14 protein-coding genes are annotated in these 18212 nt (G+C 39.7%); 8 read left to right on the forward strand and 6 right to left on the reverse strand.

Annotated elements, in window-relative coordinates:
- Positions 1-131: 131 nt before the first annotated feature.
- On the forward strand, positions 132-707 hold the full coding sequence (locus tag AXF23_RS14320; protein ID WP_107625942.1) for a porin family protein: 576 nt from the start codon (positions 132-134) through the stop codon (positions 705-707).
- A 410-nt stretch (positions 708-1117) separates the two neighbouring features.
- On the forward strand, positions 1118-2473 hold the full coding sequence (locus tag AXF23_RS14325; RefSeq protein ID WP_107625943.1) for an MATE family efflux transporter: 1356 nt from the start codon (positions 1118-1120) through the stop codon (positions 2471-2473).
- Between the two features lie 526 nt (positions 2474-2999).
- Here AXF23_RS14325 and pncB read toward each other — a convergent pair.
- The 5 genes from pncB to nrfH form a co-directional block, all read right to left on the reverse strand.
- Complete coding sequence (gene pncB, locus AXF23_RS14330; protein WP_107625944.1) at positions 3000-4205, reverse strand: nicotinate phosphoribosyltransferase; 1206 nt, start codon at positions 4203-4205, stop codon at positions 3000-3002.
- A 677-nt stretch (positions 4206-4882) separates the two neighbouring features.
- Positions 4883-5671, reverse strand: coding sequence for a cytochrome c biogenesis protein CcsA (gene ccsA, locus AXF23_RS14340; RefSeq protein ID WP_107625946.1), 789 nt, complete (start codon positions 5669-5671; stop codon positions 4883-4885).
- Positions 5668-7005, reverse strand: coding sequence for a cytochrome c biogenesis ResB family protein (locus AXF23_RS14345; RefSeq protein ID WP_107625947.1), 1338 nt, complete (start codon positions 7003-7005; stop codon positions 5668-5670). The genes ccsA and AXF23_RS14345 overlap by 4 nt, the downstream gene beginning before the upstream one ends.
- A gap of 195 nt (positions 7006-7200) precedes the next feature.
- Positions 7201-8697, reverse strand: a complete 1497-nt coding sequence (gene nrfA, locus AXF23_RS14350; RefSeq protein ID WP_004361116.1) for an ammonia-forming cytochrome c nitrite reductase — start codon at positions 8695-8697, stop codon at positions 7201-7203.
- Between the two features lie 12 nt (positions 8698-8709).
- Complete coding sequence (gene nrfH / locus AXF23_RS14355; RefSeq protein ID WP_107625948.1) at positions 8710-9348, reverse strand: cytochrome c nitrite reductase small subunit; 639 nt, start codon at positions 9346-9348, stop codon at positions 8710-8712.
- A gap of 323 nt (positions 9349-9671) precedes the next feature.
- On the opposite strand from nrfH, the gene AXF23_RS14360 reads away from it, so the two are divergent.
- The 4 genes from AXF23_RS14360 (at position 9672) to AXF23_RS14375 (ending at position 15018) form a co-directional block, all read left to right on the forward strand.
- Positions 9672-10178 carry a Fur family transcriptional regulator gene (locus tag AXF23_RS14360; RefSeq protein ID WP_009011153.1) on the forward strand — a complete coding sequence of 169 codons (507 nt, stop codon included), beginning with the start codon at positions 9672-9674 and terminating at the stop codon, positions 10176-10178.
- Positions 10175-11449, forward strand: a complete 1275-nt coding sequence (locus tag AXF23_RS14365) for an adenylosuccinate synthase (RefSeq protein WP_107625949.1) — start codon at positions 10175-10177, stop codon at positions 11447-11449. The genes AXF23_RS14360 and AXF23_RS14365 overlap by 4 nt, the downstream gene beginning before the upstream one ends.
- 101 nt (positions 11450-11550) lie before the next feature.
- A complete protein-coding gene (gene hisS, locus AXF23_RS14370; RefSeq protein ID WP_107625950.1) occupies positions 11551-12909 on the forward strand; it encodes a histidine--tRNA ligase in 1359 nt (452 codons plus the stop codon).
- Positions 12910-13995: 1086 nt separating this feature from the next.
- Entirely contained in the window at positions 13996-15018 is a 1023-nt protein-coding gene (locus AXF23_RS14375) for an XAC2610-related protein (RefSeq protein WP_107625951.1), read from the forward strand.
- Between the two features lie 199 nt (positions 15019-15217).
- On the opposite strand, the gene AXF23_RS14380 is transcribed toward AXF23_RS14375, so the two are convergent.
- Positions 15218-16426, reverse strand: a complete 1209-nt coding sequence (locus AXF23_RS14380) for an L-serine ammonia-lyase (RefSeq protein ID WP_107625952.1) — start codon at positions 16424-16426, stop codon at positions 15218-15220.
- Between the two features lie 373 nt (positions 16427-16799).
- Here AXF23_RS14380 and AXF23_RS14385 point away from each other — a divergent pair, with 373 nt between their 5' ends.
- Both AXF23_RS14385 and AXF23_RS14390 read left to right on the forward strand, forming a co-directional pair.
- Positions 16800-17468 (forward strand): DUF4230 domain-containing protein, encoded by a 669-nt coding sequence (locus AXF23_RS14385; protein ID WP_107625953.1) that lies wholly within the window; start codon positions 16800-16802, stop codon positions 17466-17468.
- A 2-nt stretch (positions 17469-17470) separates the two neighbouring features.
- The gene (locus AXF23_RS14390; RefSeq protein WP_009011159.1) at positions 17471-18145 is read left to right on the forward strand and encodes a DUF4230 domain-containing protein; all 675 of its coding nucleotides are present in this window, start codon (positions 17471-17473) and stop codon (positions 18143-18145) included.
- Positions 18146-18212: the final 67 nt, after the last annotated feature.

Genomic DNA, 18212 nt, shown 5'->3' on the forward strand with positions numbered 1-18212 from the left:
ACTTTGCGCCCGTAATAAACAAGAGTATTCAATATAGAACGTCTCTTTTAAGGAATTAAAAAGCCTACGGAGAGAGGTGAAATAAAGGATAACTATAGAAAAGAATATACTTAACAAAAAAACAAAGAGTTATGAAAAAGATTTTAGTTGTAGCTGCACTGATGCTTTCATCAGTATCTACATTCGCACAGCACGCAGTTGGTTCATTCAACCTCCAGCCAAAAGTTGGTGTTAGTATTGCTAATCTCACAGAATTCAAGGGCACTGATCCTCGCGTAGGAGTTGTAGCTGGTGTTGAAGGTGAGTATCAGGCAAGTGACATCATCTCTGTAAGTGCAGGCGTACTCTACTCTATGCAGGGTGCAAAAGGTAATATCGGTAATTCTAATGATGCTACAAACCGCCTTGATTACATTAATGTTCCTATCATGGCAAACGTTTATGTTGTTAAAGGTCTTGCTGTAAAATTGGGTGTCCAGCCTGGTTTTAATGTGAGCAATAAGATTAAAAAAAATAATCTTAATGCCGTTGACAACCCTATCAAGGCACAGTCTGTAGACGTTTCTATTCCTGTTGGACTTTCTTACGAATACAGTAATTTCCAGCTTGACGCTCGTTATAACTGGGGTGTAAGCAAGGCTCTAAAATGGAGTGACGCTAAGAACAGCGTATTCCAGATTACTTTAGGCTACAAGTTCGACTTGTAAATCATTGATACACATACTTTATTGTTAAGAGGGAGCCGTTTGGTTCCCTCCTTTTGTTTGTATTTTTTCTTCCTCTCTAAAGTTTACATAATCCTTAAAAACAGTTTATTACGAATTATTTTCATGAAGATAAATGTTTCTTGTCATGTAAATAATCATTTCTCTTCATGATAATAAATTAGAATGATCTACGTGTTAGTTAACATTCGGGGTGGTTCACTCATTAACATAGAGGTTATCATGGATCGGACAGACACGTTTTACTTATACAGGAAATAACGTTCTATTCTATTAACAATATCGTGTTATTATCATTAGAAGAGTAAGTAATTTAAGAAAAACGCATGAAAATACAGTTATTTTTCGTACCTTTGCAGCGCACTTAGGATAATATAATAGCAATAAATAGTATGTCATATCAATTTTCAAAGTACGAAACACACTATCGAAACCTTACTTATTTAGGTGTTCCAATTATTATCGGACAATTAGGAAACCTTATTCTTAATTTTGCTGATACGCTAATGATTGGACATCATAGCACAAAGGAATTGGCAGCAGCGGCATTTGTCAATAATATGTTTACGCTGGTCATTATCTTTGCTGTGGGTTTCACATACGCTATTACAGCCCTCGTCGGTACGTTATATGGTCAAGAGAAGACGCATCGTATTGGCGAACTCATGAAAAGTGCAGTAGCCGCAAACACTTGTATGGCTGTGTTTTTATCGGCTATTATGTGGGTATTGTATATTAATCTTGGTAATTTAGGACAGCCAGAGGAGCTGTTGCCCCTTATGCGCTCTTACTTTGTCATTCAGCTTGTGTCCCTTCCTTTTGTCTGTTGGTTTAATACCTTCCGACAATTCACTGATGGTATTACCGATACGCGAGTAGCTATGTGGATTTTAATCGGGGGAAATATCATGAATGTGTTTGGTAATTGGGTTCTTATCTATGGCCATCTGGGGATGGAAGAGATGGGCTTGGTTGGAGCAGGACTTTCTACTATGATTTCTCGTATCGTAATAGCTATCGTCATGGTTAGCATCTTCTTCTTTAGCAAGCGATATAAGGAATATAGAAAAGGATGGCGTCAAGGGAGTATCAATCGCACTGATTTCAAGCAAGTTACCGTACTTGGTTTACCTCTTGCACTACAAATGGGTATGGAGACAGCCGCTTTCAGCTTGTCAAGTCTGATGGTTGGTTGGTTTGGGACAACTGCCTTAGCAGCACATCAGGTTATGCTTACGATTTCGCAATTGGGTTATATGATTTATTATGGTCTTGCTGCAGCTGTAGCTGTACGTATCAGTAACTTCATGGGACAGCGAGATTATACGGCTGTGAAACGTACGGCAACAGCTGGAATACACCTTGTCTTCTTCTTGGCCATGCTGACTTCAATTCCTGTCTTTATCTTCCGTCATAGTATCGGAGGACTATTTACTGACAGTTCTGAGGTAGTATCGATGGTTTCTATGACTATTATACCATTTATGATCTATCAGTTTGGAGACGGAATGCAGTGTAACTATGCGAATGCCATGCGTGGTATAGCCGTTGTGAAACCATTGATATGGATAGCCTTCGTTGCCTTCTTTATCGTTTCATTGCCATTGGGTTATCTCTTTGGAGTGGTTATGAACTATCAGCTCATTGGTATCTGGTATGCTTTTCCATTTGGCTTAACAACAGCCGGATTACTCTATTATGTATATTATCAAAAGGGATTGAAACGTATTGAGGAGTCTGCTAAATAAGTCGTAGGGGCATAATACTTCTTTGAGAGTTAAACGTCTTTGTGGCTTACACTTCCTATAAGTATTAAAAAATAGCTCCCCCTATTGCTTGTATGGGCAGTAGGGGGAGTTTGTATTTGTACGCTAATTCATCTAAACCCAATGAATCATGTTGGATTAAAGGGATAGGAAGCGTGTCTTACATTTAAGACAATGAATCTTCTCATCATATTAATACTGATAGATTAGGATTACTTTGTTCTCTTCTAACGTTCAATTGATATGTTTACGTCGAGAGCTTGTAAGGTGCTATGCTATCAATATGCATGTTGCATAACGTTAGCACCATAGATTTCTGCCTATAAAATGATGCGTGATGAAACATAATACCAAAGGAGAATGTTAGGAGAAAGGTCTATCACTGTCTGTGAGTGTTATGCCGTGAGAAGCTGATAACTAACTTACTTGGGTAAGTTCTATAGTACAATTCTATACTAAAATAGTTGACAAAGTTATTGTCAACTATTTTAGTAAAGAATAAATCACCTTATTCTTTATAGTGAATAGCCTCCATAAAGCGCTGTATAACCTCTGGTTTGCCTGTATGCTTTCCTTTATCTTCAGATATTTTGCAAGTGTCATTATAGAATGGCCACCGCTCAGTTATCTTAACTGCAACAAGTTTGATAACGATGTTCATTGGTTTTACATGTGGGAAATCGTTAGTGAAATGAGTACCAATACCAAACGATGGTTTCACACGATTCTCTGCATAATGCTGTATCTCAATTGCTTTGTCAGTATCCAATGCGTTTGAGAATAACACCTGTTTGTCACGTGCATCGATGCCAAAAGACTTATATTTCGCTATGATTTTCTCTAATTGTTCGAAATTGTCACCAGAGTCTATGCGTAGTCCCTTGAATTGATTAGCAAAGTCTTCTGAGAAATTGTAAGAGAAGATGTCCCAGCCAAAAGAGTCATACAAATAGGTTCCTAACGCTCCACGATAAGTCCGACGCCAGGCCTCCATTGCCATGTAATTGGCCATTTGAGGACCAAACATACCACCGATAGCACAGATAAACTCGTGTGCCATTGTTCCGACTGGTGTCAGATCGTATTTCATTGCAAGGTGAATATTACTTGTACCGACAAATCGTCCCTTCCACTCTTTACTATCATAACAATCCTTCATGGCTCTCACAGCAGTTTCTTCTGCTACCAAACTGGCACGGCGGCGAGTACCGAAGTCTGAAAAGACACAGCCTGCTTCAAGTAAACGCTCTGTCTTATGGTAAGTGTTGTCATAAAGTTCTTGATAATCAAACTCCTGTGCCTGCTTGTTAAACATGTAGAATAACTCAGAGATGATAGCAAGTATCTTCACCTCTAACAGAATAGTATCTGCCCATAAACCTTCTATTTCAATATGAAGATGACCTTCTTCATTTTGCCAAACCTTGACCCAATCGCGTGAAAAGCGGAAGCCACGGAGATAGGTTAGAAACCATTCGGGAAGATAATTACACTTCTTTCTTAGGAAATCTATCTCTTCATCGGTTATAATGACTGTTTCCAGTAATTCTATCTGGTGCTCCACTTCCTGTGCGAAGCCTTTGGGATATACCGTATCATCACGATCTACGAACTGATAACATACGTGTGCACGTGGGTAATTGTCAATGACTGCACAACACATCGTTAACTTGTACAGGTCATCATCAGTGAAGTGATTAATGATTTGTCTCATCTTTTTTTAGCTTTTTCAGCTGCCAAAAGTATAAAAAAGATATGGAAGAACAAAGCTTTTTGATAAAAATATAGTTTCATATAGGTGTTGATAGGTTATAAAGAGAATAAATACTTGCTATAACATGAGAAAGTTTCATAACTCATTACTCTCTTTACATGATATAAAGAGGTTAAATATATGGTATAACATGATCTTCTTCTTTTCATTTACGCACATCTTTCATTTTTTGCAACCCTACTTTCTTTTTTATTTCAATAATGTGATAGAGCAAGGAGTTGACAATGTAGATAGAAAGAATGTTCTGATTGTAAGAATGATATTCGGAGAGAGAGGTGTGATGCTTGATGGTTGATAGTATGTTTGTTTACCACGGCTGTACCATTAATTTCTTATAGGCAGAAGAAAAGACAAAATAATTTTGCTGTCATATCTGTCATACTTTACGAATGAGTAAATTGTTTATATTCAGATAGTTAATTGTAAATGTTAAAATGACAGCAACTCTACTAAAAACTTTTTTTGTGTTTTTTATTAATGTTATTCTCATTATTTTCAAACAAATCTTATCTCTTCAACTATCGTATAAGTCGAAAAAAACTGTATCAAAAGTTATGTTGCAACTCTTGATACAGTGTTATTTTTTTAAGTCTAAATGAATGGTAATAAACCTAACTCTAACTTAGATTATATGTATGGACACTGACACCTTGCGCAGAAGGAAGATAATTAATTCCCCACCAGCACATCTGTAGTAGACAGAAAGCTATGATAAGTATCCATAAAGCTGGACGAACAGTGCGAGAATGGTATTGGCGGTAGTGTACATAGACCAAATAAGCAAGCCAAGTGATGGCAGCCCATGTCTCTTTGGGGTCCCATGACCAATAATGTCCCCATGCCTCCTTGGCCCACAAAGCTCCCATCAGCATGCCAAGTGTCATAAATGATAGTCCAACGTAGGCGAGGTTATCGGTTATCTCCATCTCTTTGTCTATGTCTGAACCTTTCTTAAAGAATAATAGATAGACCGACATGACAACTGCTGCACCCAAGAGAGCGTATGCCATCATGTAGACTATGACATGAGGGGCAAACCATGGACTCTGTAAAGCAGGCATGAGCGTCTTGGAATGAATCTCTGGTTTGAAGAGGTTGACACATACAAAAACTGTGGCAAGCAGTGTTGAGAAACTCAATATCCACTTATACTGCCATCGACTAAAGACTATTACACCTGCTAATGGTAGGAAGAAACTATACCATAAGCGTGTTTCTCCCATCGTACGGAGCGGTGGACGCTCCAGTGTTATCCACATAATAAGAATATAGGAGAAGAAAACTGCAAGACCAAGTCCTGTTGTAACAAATGCTAAGGTTCTTCGGTTACGCCATGCACCCCATGCTCCTATAGCCCACAGAATGACTGATACGACTGCAAATATAATAAAATAATTCCAAATCATAGCTTAACCTCCTTCTTACGACTTGCTGTTAAAAACATTCCTACAGCACCAAATAATAACATGAATATACCGACATAAACAACTGGCATCCAAGGATCTGTTACTAATTCAAAGATACTTAGATTACTCCATTTGCCCATCTGCTCATTATAACTAAGTTGATAGATTTTCCATCCATTAATGGTAAATGGCTTGTTTACTTCTATCTCGGTATGAATATTCTTTCCATCTTGTGTATAGATGTCTACAAGAGAGGCAAAACGACGTGGCTCACGATTGGGCATAACCAATCTACTACCATCAATAAGCTTCAAAGATTGATAAGGGAAAAGATAGCTTCCACAAGTGATCCAACCAGTTACAGTATGTTGCTGACCTTTAATTAAACCAGAATCACTGCTTCCATTAGCATTTACACCTATTGTTACCTTTACATATAACGCACATGCTGTACCTGTAGCATCCGAAGCTATATAGCCATCCTTATTACGTGCCTGTCCTAAAGAGTCCATACGAATATTGCCCATCATACCACCAGGTATCTTACCAACCATCTTACTAAGCATAACTGGCATAGCATTATCAATGCGCTTGAGAACCTCAATCTTACAATCTAACAGTTGACAAGACTTTACATTCTTATCTAAAAGGATATTCTCTGGCTTTCCCTTTGGAAGCGGAAGTCCCATCTTGTCGATAAGCATCAGCTTCGGAGGATATTCATCAATAGTGAACTTATCTAATTGAATTGCTACAGGGAGGTGATGAACAGCACTAAAAGCATCAAGACCACGCCACTCAACCTGTCCTTGTTCGCAGAACATCTTCACTCGAAGCATATCAGCACTACCAAGTGTACCGCAAGTGAGGATAATAAATAAGCCCACATGGCTCGTTAAGGTTGGTAGTCGACGCCAAGAGAAATGAGCAATTTGATTTAATGTGACTTCTCCTACAATGGCTGTCATCCATAGGTAAACAAGGATAAACGGCCAGAAATTGAGCATCTTTGTCAGTCCAAGCGGGTCAACAGGACTCTTTCCTTCTGCTACTTGTTTGGTAAGTCCCATAAGGAGAGTGAGTATTGCTGCAGCAGCAATTGCTGGGATAGCAGCCTGCATGGTTGACATGAAACGACAGAAATAAGACCGCTTACGAAGTGCATAGACTATGATAAGTGCCAGTACGAGTAAGAATAATGTAATAATGTTGGCTGGCCAAGCAAAGATACCCCACTCTAAGGGACCTATTGTTACCTGTAATAATCCACCTGTAACCAATAAACCAACGACTATTGCTGTACCTTCTCTAAGTGTATAAGGTTTATTCCACATAGTAAAAGAGGCTCTCCCCCACTATTAATAAGGTCTTGAAAACTTTATTTTATGTTTGTGAAGTACGAGCAGATAAATGATTTCGTTTTGATATATAAAATATTAGGATACAAGAATATTCTTCAAATAGAGTATTCCTATTTTACTGAACAAGATTCCTCCCCTAATGGGAAGGAATCCTGTGTGTAAGTTTGTTTACATCGGTTTAGTTATAAACCGCTTATTCTTGCGTGCCTGCTCTATCCATTTCGGAACGATAGTGTCAAGGAACTGCTTCTTTTGTGCATTAAGCTTAGTCATATCTAAGCCAATGTAAGACTGTGCCTTAGCCTTAGTAGAAACGTCAGGAAGAGGAATCTGTCCTGTAAAGCCGTGACGAGCAACTACACGTGCGATCTGTAAGCGTGCATCCTTTGCATATTCCATTGCACTTCCAAGGAGTCGCATTACTTCTTGTGGAGCATGGAAAGCAGCACCGTGGCTGGCTACAGCATAATCCCAACGCCACTGACCCTTACGAAGATCTTTCAAAACAGGCTCCATCTCAGCCTCAGTTGCACCCTTTTCCCATGCAAATTTAGCTTCAATATGTGCTGCAGCAAGTTCTCTTTCAACATGAGTACGGAAGTCATAAATCTTCTGTTGACGCTCATATACATTCTGACGAAGTGTTTCAGCATCTTGACGGTGACAAGTCTGGCAAGTACGACTGATGTTTGCTAATGGACTTGTAATATGGTGATCTGTATATTTCACACCACCCTCAGAGATGTAAGGCATGTGACAATCAGCACATGAAACACCACGCTGTCCATGGATTCCCTGTAAATACAATTCATAACCAGGGTGCTGTGCCTTTAAAATCTTCGCCTTTGATAGTGGATTAATGTAATCATAGAAGCCAATACTATCGTAGTATTCTTCTGCTGCCTCACACGTCATACCCTTTTCTTGAGGGAAATGTAGATAGTTACCATTCTCTTTCTCGAAGTAATATTCCGTGTGGCACTGTGCGCAGACCAGGCTACGCATCTCCTGATGGCTGGCTTTTCTCACGTCTTTACCGACACGAGCCCATGCCTCATAGAGAGCAGGACGAGCGGGACGAAGTTCCATCGTCCTTGCATCATGGCAGTCTGAGCAACCGACGGTGTTCATGACCTCTGGTCCCCAGTCGCTCCACTTGGCAGCATAGAATTTATCAGTTCCTTTCTCACGCATTAGACGTGGAACATCAGGACCCTTGCAGGTCCAACAGGTTCCTGGCTGTATGTCATCTTGTCCATCAACACCTGGACTTCCTGTACGCATAATCTTACGTAAGTCATCAATACAATGACGGTGTCCACGTGGTGTATTATACCCTCTTGAGAAAGAATAGCCAGCCCATAGGATAACCATTTCGGGTCTCTCAGCCAGTACATCTACTTCCTGGGAAGAATTGTACTTACTCACGAAACTTGTGTCTTCTGTCATTGCCCACGTCTGATATTCACGTGGGAAATCAGCTGCAAATTTCTCATTCTGAGATACAATGGAGTCAGTCATCGGTGTACGTCTGTTGTTGAACACACTTACAACCTCAGCTCTTCTTTCAAGCATTGAAGAACAGAGCAGTCCAAGAATGAACACGAGAACCATTGCTCCTCCGAAGAGCAACCAGCCTTGCCATTTCTTTAATGTCTTTGCCATAATTATTGGTTTTTAGTTTTTATTTTTCTTACCTAATATATTTTGTAACCATTCTGGTACTGGAGATGGAGGCATCGGTTCTACGAACTCAGCCCCTGGAGTACTGGAGAGAGAGTTCATCTTCATGTGGGCTACGTCACGATGACAATCCCAGCAGGCTTTACCCTCACCTCGTTGTGCTTCCATATAATCAATTCGGCCAGTATTAACAAACTCTTGGTTCAATTGTTTATGACAACGAATACAATTATCCATTATCACTTCTGCCGATGCTGATTCAGCCTGAATACTCTGTGATTCACTGAAAGTAACGAAATAAGCAACGTGCTTCATACCATCCATTCCTTTGAAGGCATAGTGTGCAGCAACATTGTCATTAGGTACGTGACAATCGTTACATGTGGCGTTACGAGCATGTGCAGAGTGCGACCATGTAGCATAATAAGGTGACATAATATGGCAATTAATACATGCTGCCGGGTCATCACCTATTATATAAGTATGCATACGTAGCAAATAGAAGAATAACCCCGTAAAGCCTACTATCACACCGCACAAAATGGATAACGTAATCTTTTGCCGATATGATATGCGTGATAAAAAATTATCTATCACACGTTTCAATTTGGTAGATATGGTTTTTAGTGTCATAAGAGTTATATCTTGTTTCGTCCACAAATATAGGTCTTATTTTTTTATCAGCATGTAAAGAAATAAGAAAAAATCATTATTAATTATGATTTAGACTAAATCTAATATATTTTTATTGTGTTACGTCATATTCTCTTCATAAAGTTGATGATATAAAGTAATTGTATAAAGGTTAACAAAAAGACTTGATAAGCTTCGGAGAAGCCATGTGAGAAGTAATATCATCCATTTTTCAAACACCCTGATTTTAACTTTTTTTTATTGTAATATAGTAGTTATATCATTTTAAAATGGTAACTTTGTGCGAATTTAATCAGTAAGTTGTGACTCGAGATATAGTCAAAAAAAGAGTTCGCGATATTCTGGATGAATATCTCGAAGCTAACAATCATCGCAAGACATCGGAACGTTATGCCATTCTCGATGCGGTGTATGATATGAAGGGGCATTTCTCCTTAGACGAGTTAGGTGTAGCACTTGAAGAGAAGAACTTTCGAGTTTCGCGTGCTACACTTTATAATGCAATGCGTCTTTTCATAGAGTTGCGCCTTGTTGTCAGACATCGTTTCATAGGACAAACCAAGTATGAAGGTTGCTACAACAATGAAGATCATATTCATCAAATTTGTACTCTATGCGGTACAGTGACCGAAGTTGATTCTCCAGAGATAGTAGATGCAATAAAGAATACGAAATTTCATCGTTTCCGCAGAGATGGCTTCTCATTATATATATATGGTATATGTTCACGCTGTCAAGCAACCTTATCGCGTCAGAGAAGCAAGTTTCTAACACAGAAACAAGTTAAAAACTCACATAAAAGTAAATGAACACAGGTAAAGTAGACGTCCTGTTGGGTCTCCAATGGGGTGATGAAGGAAAAGGTAAGGTCGTAGACGTGCTCACACCACGTTACGATGTAGTGGCTCGTTTCCAAGGAGGTCCAAATGCAGGGCACACTCTTGAGTTCGAAGGGCAGAAATATGTTCTGCGTTCTATTCCATCAGGAATATTCCAGGGTGGGAAAGTTAATATCATTGGCAATGGGGTTGTCTTGGCTCCAGACCTCTTTATGGGAGAAGCTAAAGACCTTGAGAAGAGTGGACATCCTTTGAAGGAGCGTCTCCATATCTCAAAGAAGGCTCATCTTATCATGCCTACGCATCGTATTCTTGACCGTGCTTACGAGGCAGCAAAAGGTAAGGATAAAGTAGGAACAACAGGTAAAGGTATTGGTCCTACCTATACTGATAAGGTTAGCCGCAATGGTTTACGTGTTGGTGACATCCTCAGCGACTTTGAAAATAAGTATGCTGCACATAAGGAACGTCACATGAAGATGCTTGCAGCATTGGGCTGGACTGACTTTGAAGGCTTCGAAGAGACAGAGAAGTTGTGGATGGAAGGAATAGACTACATGAAGGAATTCAAGTTTGTTGACTCTGAGATAGAGGTCAACCATCTCCTTCGTGAGAATAAGCACATCCTTTGCGAAGGCGCACAAGGAACAATGCTTGATGTTGACTTTGGCTCTTATCCTTTCGTAACCTCTTCAAATACCATCTGCGCTGGTGCTTGTACGGGTCTTGGAATAGGTCCGAACAAGGTGGGCAATGTCTATGGTATTATGAAAGCTTATTGTACCCGTGTGGGCTCTGGACCATTCCCAACAGAGCTCTTTGACGAGACAGGAAAGACAATTCGCGACCTTGGACATGAATACGGAGCTGTGACTGGGCGTGAGCGTCGTTGTGGCTGGATTGATCTTGTACAACTGCGTTATTCCGTAATGGTCAATGGCGTAACCGAACTCATTATGATGAAGAGCGATGTTCTTGATAGTTTTGATACTATTAAGGCATGTGTTGCTTACGAGTTACCTGATGGTTCTGAGACAAAGGATTTCCCATACGAGATAGATAATGTCAAACCTATCTATAAGGAATTCCCTGGATGGAAGAAGGACATGACGAAGTGTAAGTCACAAGACGAATTCCCACAAGCTTTCCGAGATTATGTGGCATTCCTTGAGGACTATCTTGAGACACGTATCGGCATTATCTCTGTTGGTCCTGATCGTGAGCAAACAATAGTATTATAATCCTTTCTTAGGCTGTAACTTACGTTTATAAGTAATCAAAGAAGCTTATATTCGTAACTTACAGCCTAATATTTTATTTCAATATATAATCATTAAAGCAAATGGCAAACAAACCTTCCATCCCAAAGGGTACTCGTGACTTTGGTCCTGATGAGATGGCTAAAAGAAATTACATATTCGATACTATCAAACGTGTCTATGCGCTCTATGGCTTTCAGCAGATAGAGACTCCTTCTATGGAGACTTTACATACTCTGATGGGTAAGTATGGTGAAGAAGGCGACAAACTTCTCTTTAAGATTCTCAACTCTGGTGATTATTTGAAAGCAGTAAGTGACGACGAACTCAAGGAGCGTAACACACTTAAGATGCAGACAAAACTCTGTGAGAAGGGGTTACGTTATGATCTAACCGTTCCTTTCGCTCGTTATGTAGTAATGCATCGTGATGAACTGCAGTTGCCTTTTAAGCGTTATCAGATTCAGCCTGTTTGGCGAGCAGACCGCCCACAAAAGGGACGTTATCGCGAGTTCTATCAGTGTGATGCTGATGTTGTTGGTTCTGATTCATTGCTGAATGAGGTGGAGCTAATGCAGATTATTGACACTGTCTTTACTGAGTTTGGCATCCGTGTACAGATAAAGATTAACAATAGAAAGATTCTCACAGGTATTGCAGAAGTGATTGGTGAGAAGGATAAGATTGTTGACATCACTGTTGCTATTGATAAGCTTGACAAGATAGGACTTGACAATGTAAACGAAGAGTTGCGCAGTAATGGTATATCAGAGGAAGCAATAGAGAAGTTACAGCCTATCATTAAGTTAGAAGGAACTAATGAAGAGAAACTTAAAGTTATCGAAGAAGTTCTGAAAGAGAGTGAGACTGGAATGAAAGGTGTTGAGGAGTCTCGTTTTATACTTGACACATTAAAGAGTTCAGGACTTAATAATGAGATACAACTCGACCTCACCTTGGCTCGTGGACTGAACTATTACACAGGTGCTATCTTTGAGGTAAAGGCGCTTGACGTACAGATTGGCTCTATTACTGGTGGTGGTCGTTATGATAACCTGACAGGTATCTTTGGTATGCCAGGACTCTCTGGAGTTGGTATAAGTTTCGGTGCCGACCGCATCTATGATGTCCTTAACACCCTCGACCTCTATCCGAAGGAAAGTGTACAGGGTACGCAGCTTCTCTTTATCAACTTTGGTGAGAAAGAGACAGCCTACTGTCTGCCTATTGTTGCAGCTGCACGCAAGGCGGGCATACGTACCGAGATGTTCCCTGACAAGGCCAAGATGAAAAAGCAGATGAGCTATGCAAATGCCAAGAACATTGCTTTTGTTGCTCTTGCAGGTGAGTCTGAGATTCAAGAAGGCAAGATAACACTAAAGAACATGACCTCTGGTGAACAAGAACTTGTAACGCCGGAAGAATTGATTAATAGATTTTAAGCATATCCCTCTCCCCTTATCATTCAAGGTGAGGGGGATTTATCTTTGCTTTAAAATGAACCATGTTTTATTCGCTGAATAATATATAGGTTGAGACAAACACTTTTTGTATCTCTCAAAACAAAACGTTATCAAAATCACTAAACAGAGAGGTAAATTAATACACATAACTACGATAAAAGTTTAAAATCAGTTTGCTGTCATTTTTAACATTTCGTGTAACCCTGCTGTAAACTAAATAGTTAGGTGACAATGACGGCTGACAGAAATGACAGCAAATTTATTTTTGAATAAACCTCCTTGTCTTTGACATACGAACATACAGGTGGTAAACAACGTAAAAATTGTATTGTAAAAAAGTTCATAGCATTGATTGGTTGTGCAACTTTCCCAAACAAGTATTCGTCCTTATTTCTTCTCCTTTTTATCATGCGTTGAAACTTTGTGACAAAGTGGGTTATGCGCTTCAAAAATCAGTAATTGCTATCTCCTTCCTCAGATGGTACTTCTCCCCTCCCCTTCCTCGCAGAGAGAAGCGTGATTAGTGGGTTTAACCTTGTAAGAGAGTTGTAAAACGAAGATGGAACGATAAATGCGCAAGCTGAAATTGTTGGGATATTTCATTAGTTACTCTCCTACTCATTTGGAGAAGGGCTGAGAAATGAAACAAGAGGACACCCTTCAATGTTCAAGAACATGCCCTTCTTGCATCTTGAAGACGCCCTTCTTGAGGCAAGACAAGCGTCTTCTCCTTTACAGTCTGTAACATATTGATTTATTGCTGATTATAAGCTTGATATGAGTGATAGCTATACTCCTATCATGAAGGTATTTGACTTAATGATATGTAATGATAATTCATAATAGTACAAATTCCCTCGAAATGTGGAGAGGTCACAACCCTTCCTAAATAGAGATACTGGTAAATGTAAATGGGATACGTTCTTCCCTCATAAAGAAACGGACATAAAAGCTACTAAGAAAGTTAGAAAGAACAATTGAAAAGTTGTAGAACTAAATTAAATCAATGGTTTTGATAGATACTATCGAGGCTTATTTAAGAAAAAACTAAACATTACTTATAAAATGAAAAAGATTATCACACTATGTTTTTTACTCTTAGGTTGGTTACACTCAGCCTTCGGGCAGGCCACATTTAATATTGATGGGTTTTCAAAACAGTACTATGGTAAGGTTTACTACGCCGACACATCCGCACTTACTACCGGTGGTTGGGTTGAGGTTTATGACCGTACTACAAAAAAGAAACTAATCCATGTTGATGCAGACGACCTCCCTTTTGACCTCCATGATGGTAAGATTAAAGCAAATATAGCGGAGTTTCCTTATGGAGAGTATAGTGTCTTGCTTTATGAAGACTATAATTTTGATGGGAGAAAAGATTTTGCAATTATGGACGGGAACAATGGTTGCTATAATGGTCCATCCTTTCAAATATTCTTAGCAACGAATAAAGGCTTTGTATATAATGCTGATTTCACAGAATTAGCACAGGGTAATTGCGGACTATTTACCATCAATAAGAAAGAAAAGACGCTTACAACAATGATAAAAGATGGTTGTTGTTGGCATCAATACTCAGACTATAGTGTAGTTAACAACCGTCCAAAGCTTATCCGTACACAGACTGATGATAGTTCGAAATCTCCTATTTACACGTTAACAATAGAAGAATGGACTGGCAAAAAGCCGATTAAAAAAGTTTTTAAGGGTATCAATCTTGAGAATGAACTTGTCAAGGACTACTTCATGTTCCATGTCGATAAGGTAAATAAAGACGTTATTCTTTATAATCTCGATGACTGTTTGCTCTATTATGCTGTCCTTGATGCAGAAAAGAGTGTAGAGTTCTATTACCCAGCAGATAGACTTCAAGAAGATTCAAAGTTTAAGTATGATAAGAAGAAGGGTAAGTTGACCTTTAGTAATAAGGATGCAAAGTATTCTATATATGAGAAGTCTGGCACCGTAGGAATTGATATTACTTATAAAGGAAAGACCTATCAGTGGAAAGGAAACCCTAAAAGTCAACATGGCAGTATGGTTAAGCTCTTGAAAACTAAGTTGGATAATGTTGCGTATCAATAGACAATAACGCTCTAACCACACGCCCATAATGGAGTAGCCGACTGAATTTACTTCTCAAAATGATAAATGCCCAGTAATCGTTTTTACCTTTGTTCCGTAACACGTTTACTGGGCATTAATGCTGTCTCTACGCCTTTATCTACTAAAAATGGGCTGATATAGTTTTGTAAGAAACAATGACTTTCAAATGTAAAAAGATTTACATCTGATAATCCTTAGCCAGTCCTCCAGCACTTGTCTCCTTATAAAGTGATGGTATGTCGTGTCCTGTCTGCTTCATAACCTCAACAACACGATCGAACGAAACACGATGGCTACCGTCACTGAACGATGCATAAAGTTGCGCATCCAGTGCACGACAGGCCGCAAAAGCATTTCGTTCAATACAAGGAATCTGTACCAAACCACACACAGGGTCGCATGTCATACCTAAGTGATGCTCCAAACCCATTTCTGCGGCATACTCTATCTGTGAAGGACTACCACCGAATAACTGGCAAGAAGCCGCTGAAGCCATTGCACAAGCTACTCCTACCTCACCTTGGCAACCTACTTCAGCACCAGAGATAGAAGCATTATATTTGACAATATTACCAAAGAGACCAGCCGTGGCAAGGGCATGCAATATCTTTGTCTCAGAAAATTCATGTCCTTTTGAGAGGTGATAAAGCACTGCAGGGACTACACCGCAGGCACCACAAGTGGGCGCTGTTACTATCGTACCACCAGAGGCATTCTCCTCACTAACCGCCAATGCGTATGAATAAACCATACCACGGCTCTGCAAAGAAGGCTTATAGCCACGTGCCTTGATATAATAGTTGGGGGCCTTTCGAGCAAGATTTAACGGACCAGGTAGAGCTCCTTCGCTGTCAAGTCCACGCTCAACAGCAGCCTGCATGGTCTTCCAAACCTCTCGAAGATAGTCCCACAGGTCGTCTCCCTCACATTGTTTGACATACTCCCAATAGCCACGTCCATGATGCTCGCACCATACCTGAATGTCTTTTAGGGTGTGTAAGTCATAAACAGTCTCCTTCTGAAAGAAATCGCCTGTCGCTTTTCCCTCTGATAAAGCACCTCCACCGACACTATAGACGGTCCATTCATCTAACAAGTCTTGGCTGTCGTTAAAGGCACGAAAAAGCATTCCATTAGGATGATAAGGCAAAAAAATGTCTGGTTCCCATATTATTTCGACTGGTGCCACTTGCTTTAGAACATCAATTATGGCCTTGTCAGTCATGTGTCCCTTACCTGTTGCAGCCAGACTACCATACAAAGTCACTTCAAATCTTGCTGTTTCTGGATGTCGTTCAGCAAAGATTGTTGCCGCACGTTGTGGCCCCATCGTATGACTACTCGATGGTCCTTTACCAATTCTAAATATCTCCTTTAATGATTCCATATATGGTTTGTTCCCAAATACCTCGTATAAATTAAGCCACAAAATTACGAATAAAAAACGTCAAAGATGAAGAAAAGGACATATAAAATGGTAAGAAGCATCATTTATCATCGTCATACTACATTTTGGGTAGAGTCAATACAATAGCTGAGGAGTTTAGAAGAGGGTAAACAAAAGGGTTTGAGTGATGAGAAGAGTTATTGAAATTAAGGCTATTCGATACTTAGCTTCTTTGCTGCCATCTGTTTACGCTATACGAGCTTAGTATCAGTATGCAGGGAGAAAAGCATTAATATCATTAATTTATATGGTCGATTAGGTGTTTTATCGGTGCTTTTTCGTACCTTTGTCCACGTACTTATATTGATTTAGAATGAAATACTCCGTCCTAATATTATCAGTTCTGGCATTGTTAGTAGCTGGTTGTAAAGATAAAAACAACAATGTTGAGCCAGCCGCTAAAGCAATTGACACAATCCCAATGTTGGTGACACAGGTACAACAGTGTTCACGACTTTACACGATAGAATATCAGATTCATAAGATTATCACGCATGATGATAAGATGAAAGTGTCTGGTACGTTCTTAAAACAAGACTTCAGTGTGAACCTTCCCTTAGGTGAACGTAGTATTGCTATCCCTATGGATGCAACGTTGAAGGCATATATTGACATGTCTATCTTTAGCGAAAAGAATATACAGCGTCGTGGAAAGGAACTTCTTGTCACCTTACCTGACCCCAAGATAATCCTCGTATCGACAAAGATTGACCATAAAGAGATAAAAGAAAACGTACCCTTGACACGTCGTAACTTCACTGATGCCGAACTGACGAACTACGAACAACAAGGTAGGAAACAGATTATTGCATCCATCCCTCAAATGGGTATCATCGAACAAGCACAAGAGAGTGCTGCCCGACAACTTGTCCCTATATTCACAACCATGGGATATAAGGAGTCAGATGTGACTATATCCTTCCGTAAGAAGTTTACGATAAAGGATTTAGGTAGTTTGTTTGAAGTAAAAGCAAAGGATTAAAGATGGAAAAGAATACACCAAATAATAACCTCGCTAACCAGAAGGATAAGGAGGAGAAGAAGGATATAAGAGGAATACTAAGCCATGTCATGTCGACTGGCAAAGGTTGTCTCCTCTCTTGTATAACCATTGTAGTGTTAGGAGTCGGTCTCTTTTGGTGGCTTAACTCGTCTAATAAAGTTAGTGTCGATGCTGATCAGAAGATAGAGATAACGCCAACACAGATACAACAGATACAAAACATCGGACAATGGGAGTTCCTTGCTATCAATGACGAAGAACTTGTAGACACCATCAGTCGTGGCTTCTTCACGGATAGTGAATTGGTGCGTATCTATTACGGTGTGGCCCGCTTGGGTATAGACCTGCATCAAGCAGAACCTCAATGGCTACGAGTTGAAGGCGATAGCATCATAGCTACACTCCCACCTATCGTTCTCTTGGATCGAAACTTTATTGATGAAGCACGGACAAGGTCGTTCTTTGAAAAAGGAAAGTGGACTGACGATGATCGTGAACAACTCTATAAGCGAGCTTACAGAAAGATGTTAAAGCGTTGCATGACAACGAATAATATCAAAATAGCCGAGGATAACGCACGTCAACAGTTTACACAATTCCTTCGTTCGATGGGTTATAAGAAGATTAGAGTAGATATATCTACTAAAAGAAAATAAACATTTAGCCCTGAGGCCTAACTCTCTCAAGACGAAACATAAGGCAAGATTTAAGGATAATAAGAGT

The sequence above is a fragment of the Prevotella sp. oral taxon 313 genome (assembly GCF_003043935.1).
GTDB classification, from domain to species: domain Bacteria; phylum Bacteroidota; class Bacteroidia; order Bacteroidales; family Bacteroidaceae; genus Prevotella; species Prevotella jejuni.

Excerpts from the sequence above, each read along its gene's own strand:
- AXF23_RS14320 (WP_107625942.1), top strand. The coding sequence starts at position 132 with ATGAAAAAGATTTTAGTTGTAGCTGCACTGATGCTTTCATCAGTATCT.
- AXF23_RS14325 (WP_107625943.1), top strand. The coding sequence starts at position 1,118 with ATGTCATATCAATTTTCAAAGTACGAAACACACTATCGAAACCTTACT.
- pncB (WP_107625944.1), bottom strand. The coding sequence starts at position 4,205 with ATGAGACAAATCATTAATCACTTCACTGATGATGACCTGTACAAGTTA.
- ccsA (WP_107625946.1), bottom strand. The coding sequence starts at position 5,671 with ATGATTTGGAATTATTTTATTATATTTGCAGTCGTATCAGTCATTCTG.
- AXF23_RS14345 (WP_107625947.1), bottom strand. The coding sequence starts at position 7,005 with ATGTGGAATAAACCTTATACACTTAGAGAAGGTACAGCAATAGTCGTT.
- nrfA (WP_004361116.1), bottom strand. The coding sequence starts at position 8,697 with ATGGCAAAGACATTAAAGAAATGGCAAGGCTGGTTGCTCTTCGGAGGA.
- nrfH (WP_107625948.1), bottom strand. The coding sequence starts at position 9,348 with ATGACACTAAAAACCATATCTACCAAATTGAAACGTGTGATAGATAAT.
- AXF23_RS14365 (WP_107625949.1), top strand. The coding sequence starts at position 10,175 with ATGAACACAGGTAAAGTAGACGTCCTGTTGGGTCTCCAATGGGGTGAT.
- hisS (WP_107625950.1), top strand. The coding sequence starts at position 11,551 with ATGGCAAACAAACCTTCCATCCCAAAGGGTACTCGTGACTTTGGTCCT.
- AXF23_RS14375 (WP_107625951.1), top strand. The coding sequence starts at position 13,996 with ATGAAAAAGATTATCACACTATGTTTTTTACTCTTAGGTTGGTTACAC.
- AXF23_RS14380 (WP_107625952.1), bottom strand. The coding sequence starts at position 16,426 with ATGGAATCATTAAAGGAGATATTTAGAATTGGTAAAGGACCATCGAGT.
- AXF23_RS14385 (WP_107625953.1), top strand. The coding sequence starts at position 16,800 with ATGAAATACTCCGTCCTAATATTATCAGTTCTGGCATTGTTAGTAGCT.
- AXF23_RS14390 (WP_009011159.1), top strand. The coding sequence starts at position 17,471 with ATGGAAAAGAATACACCAAATAATAACCTCGCTAACCAGAAGGATAAG.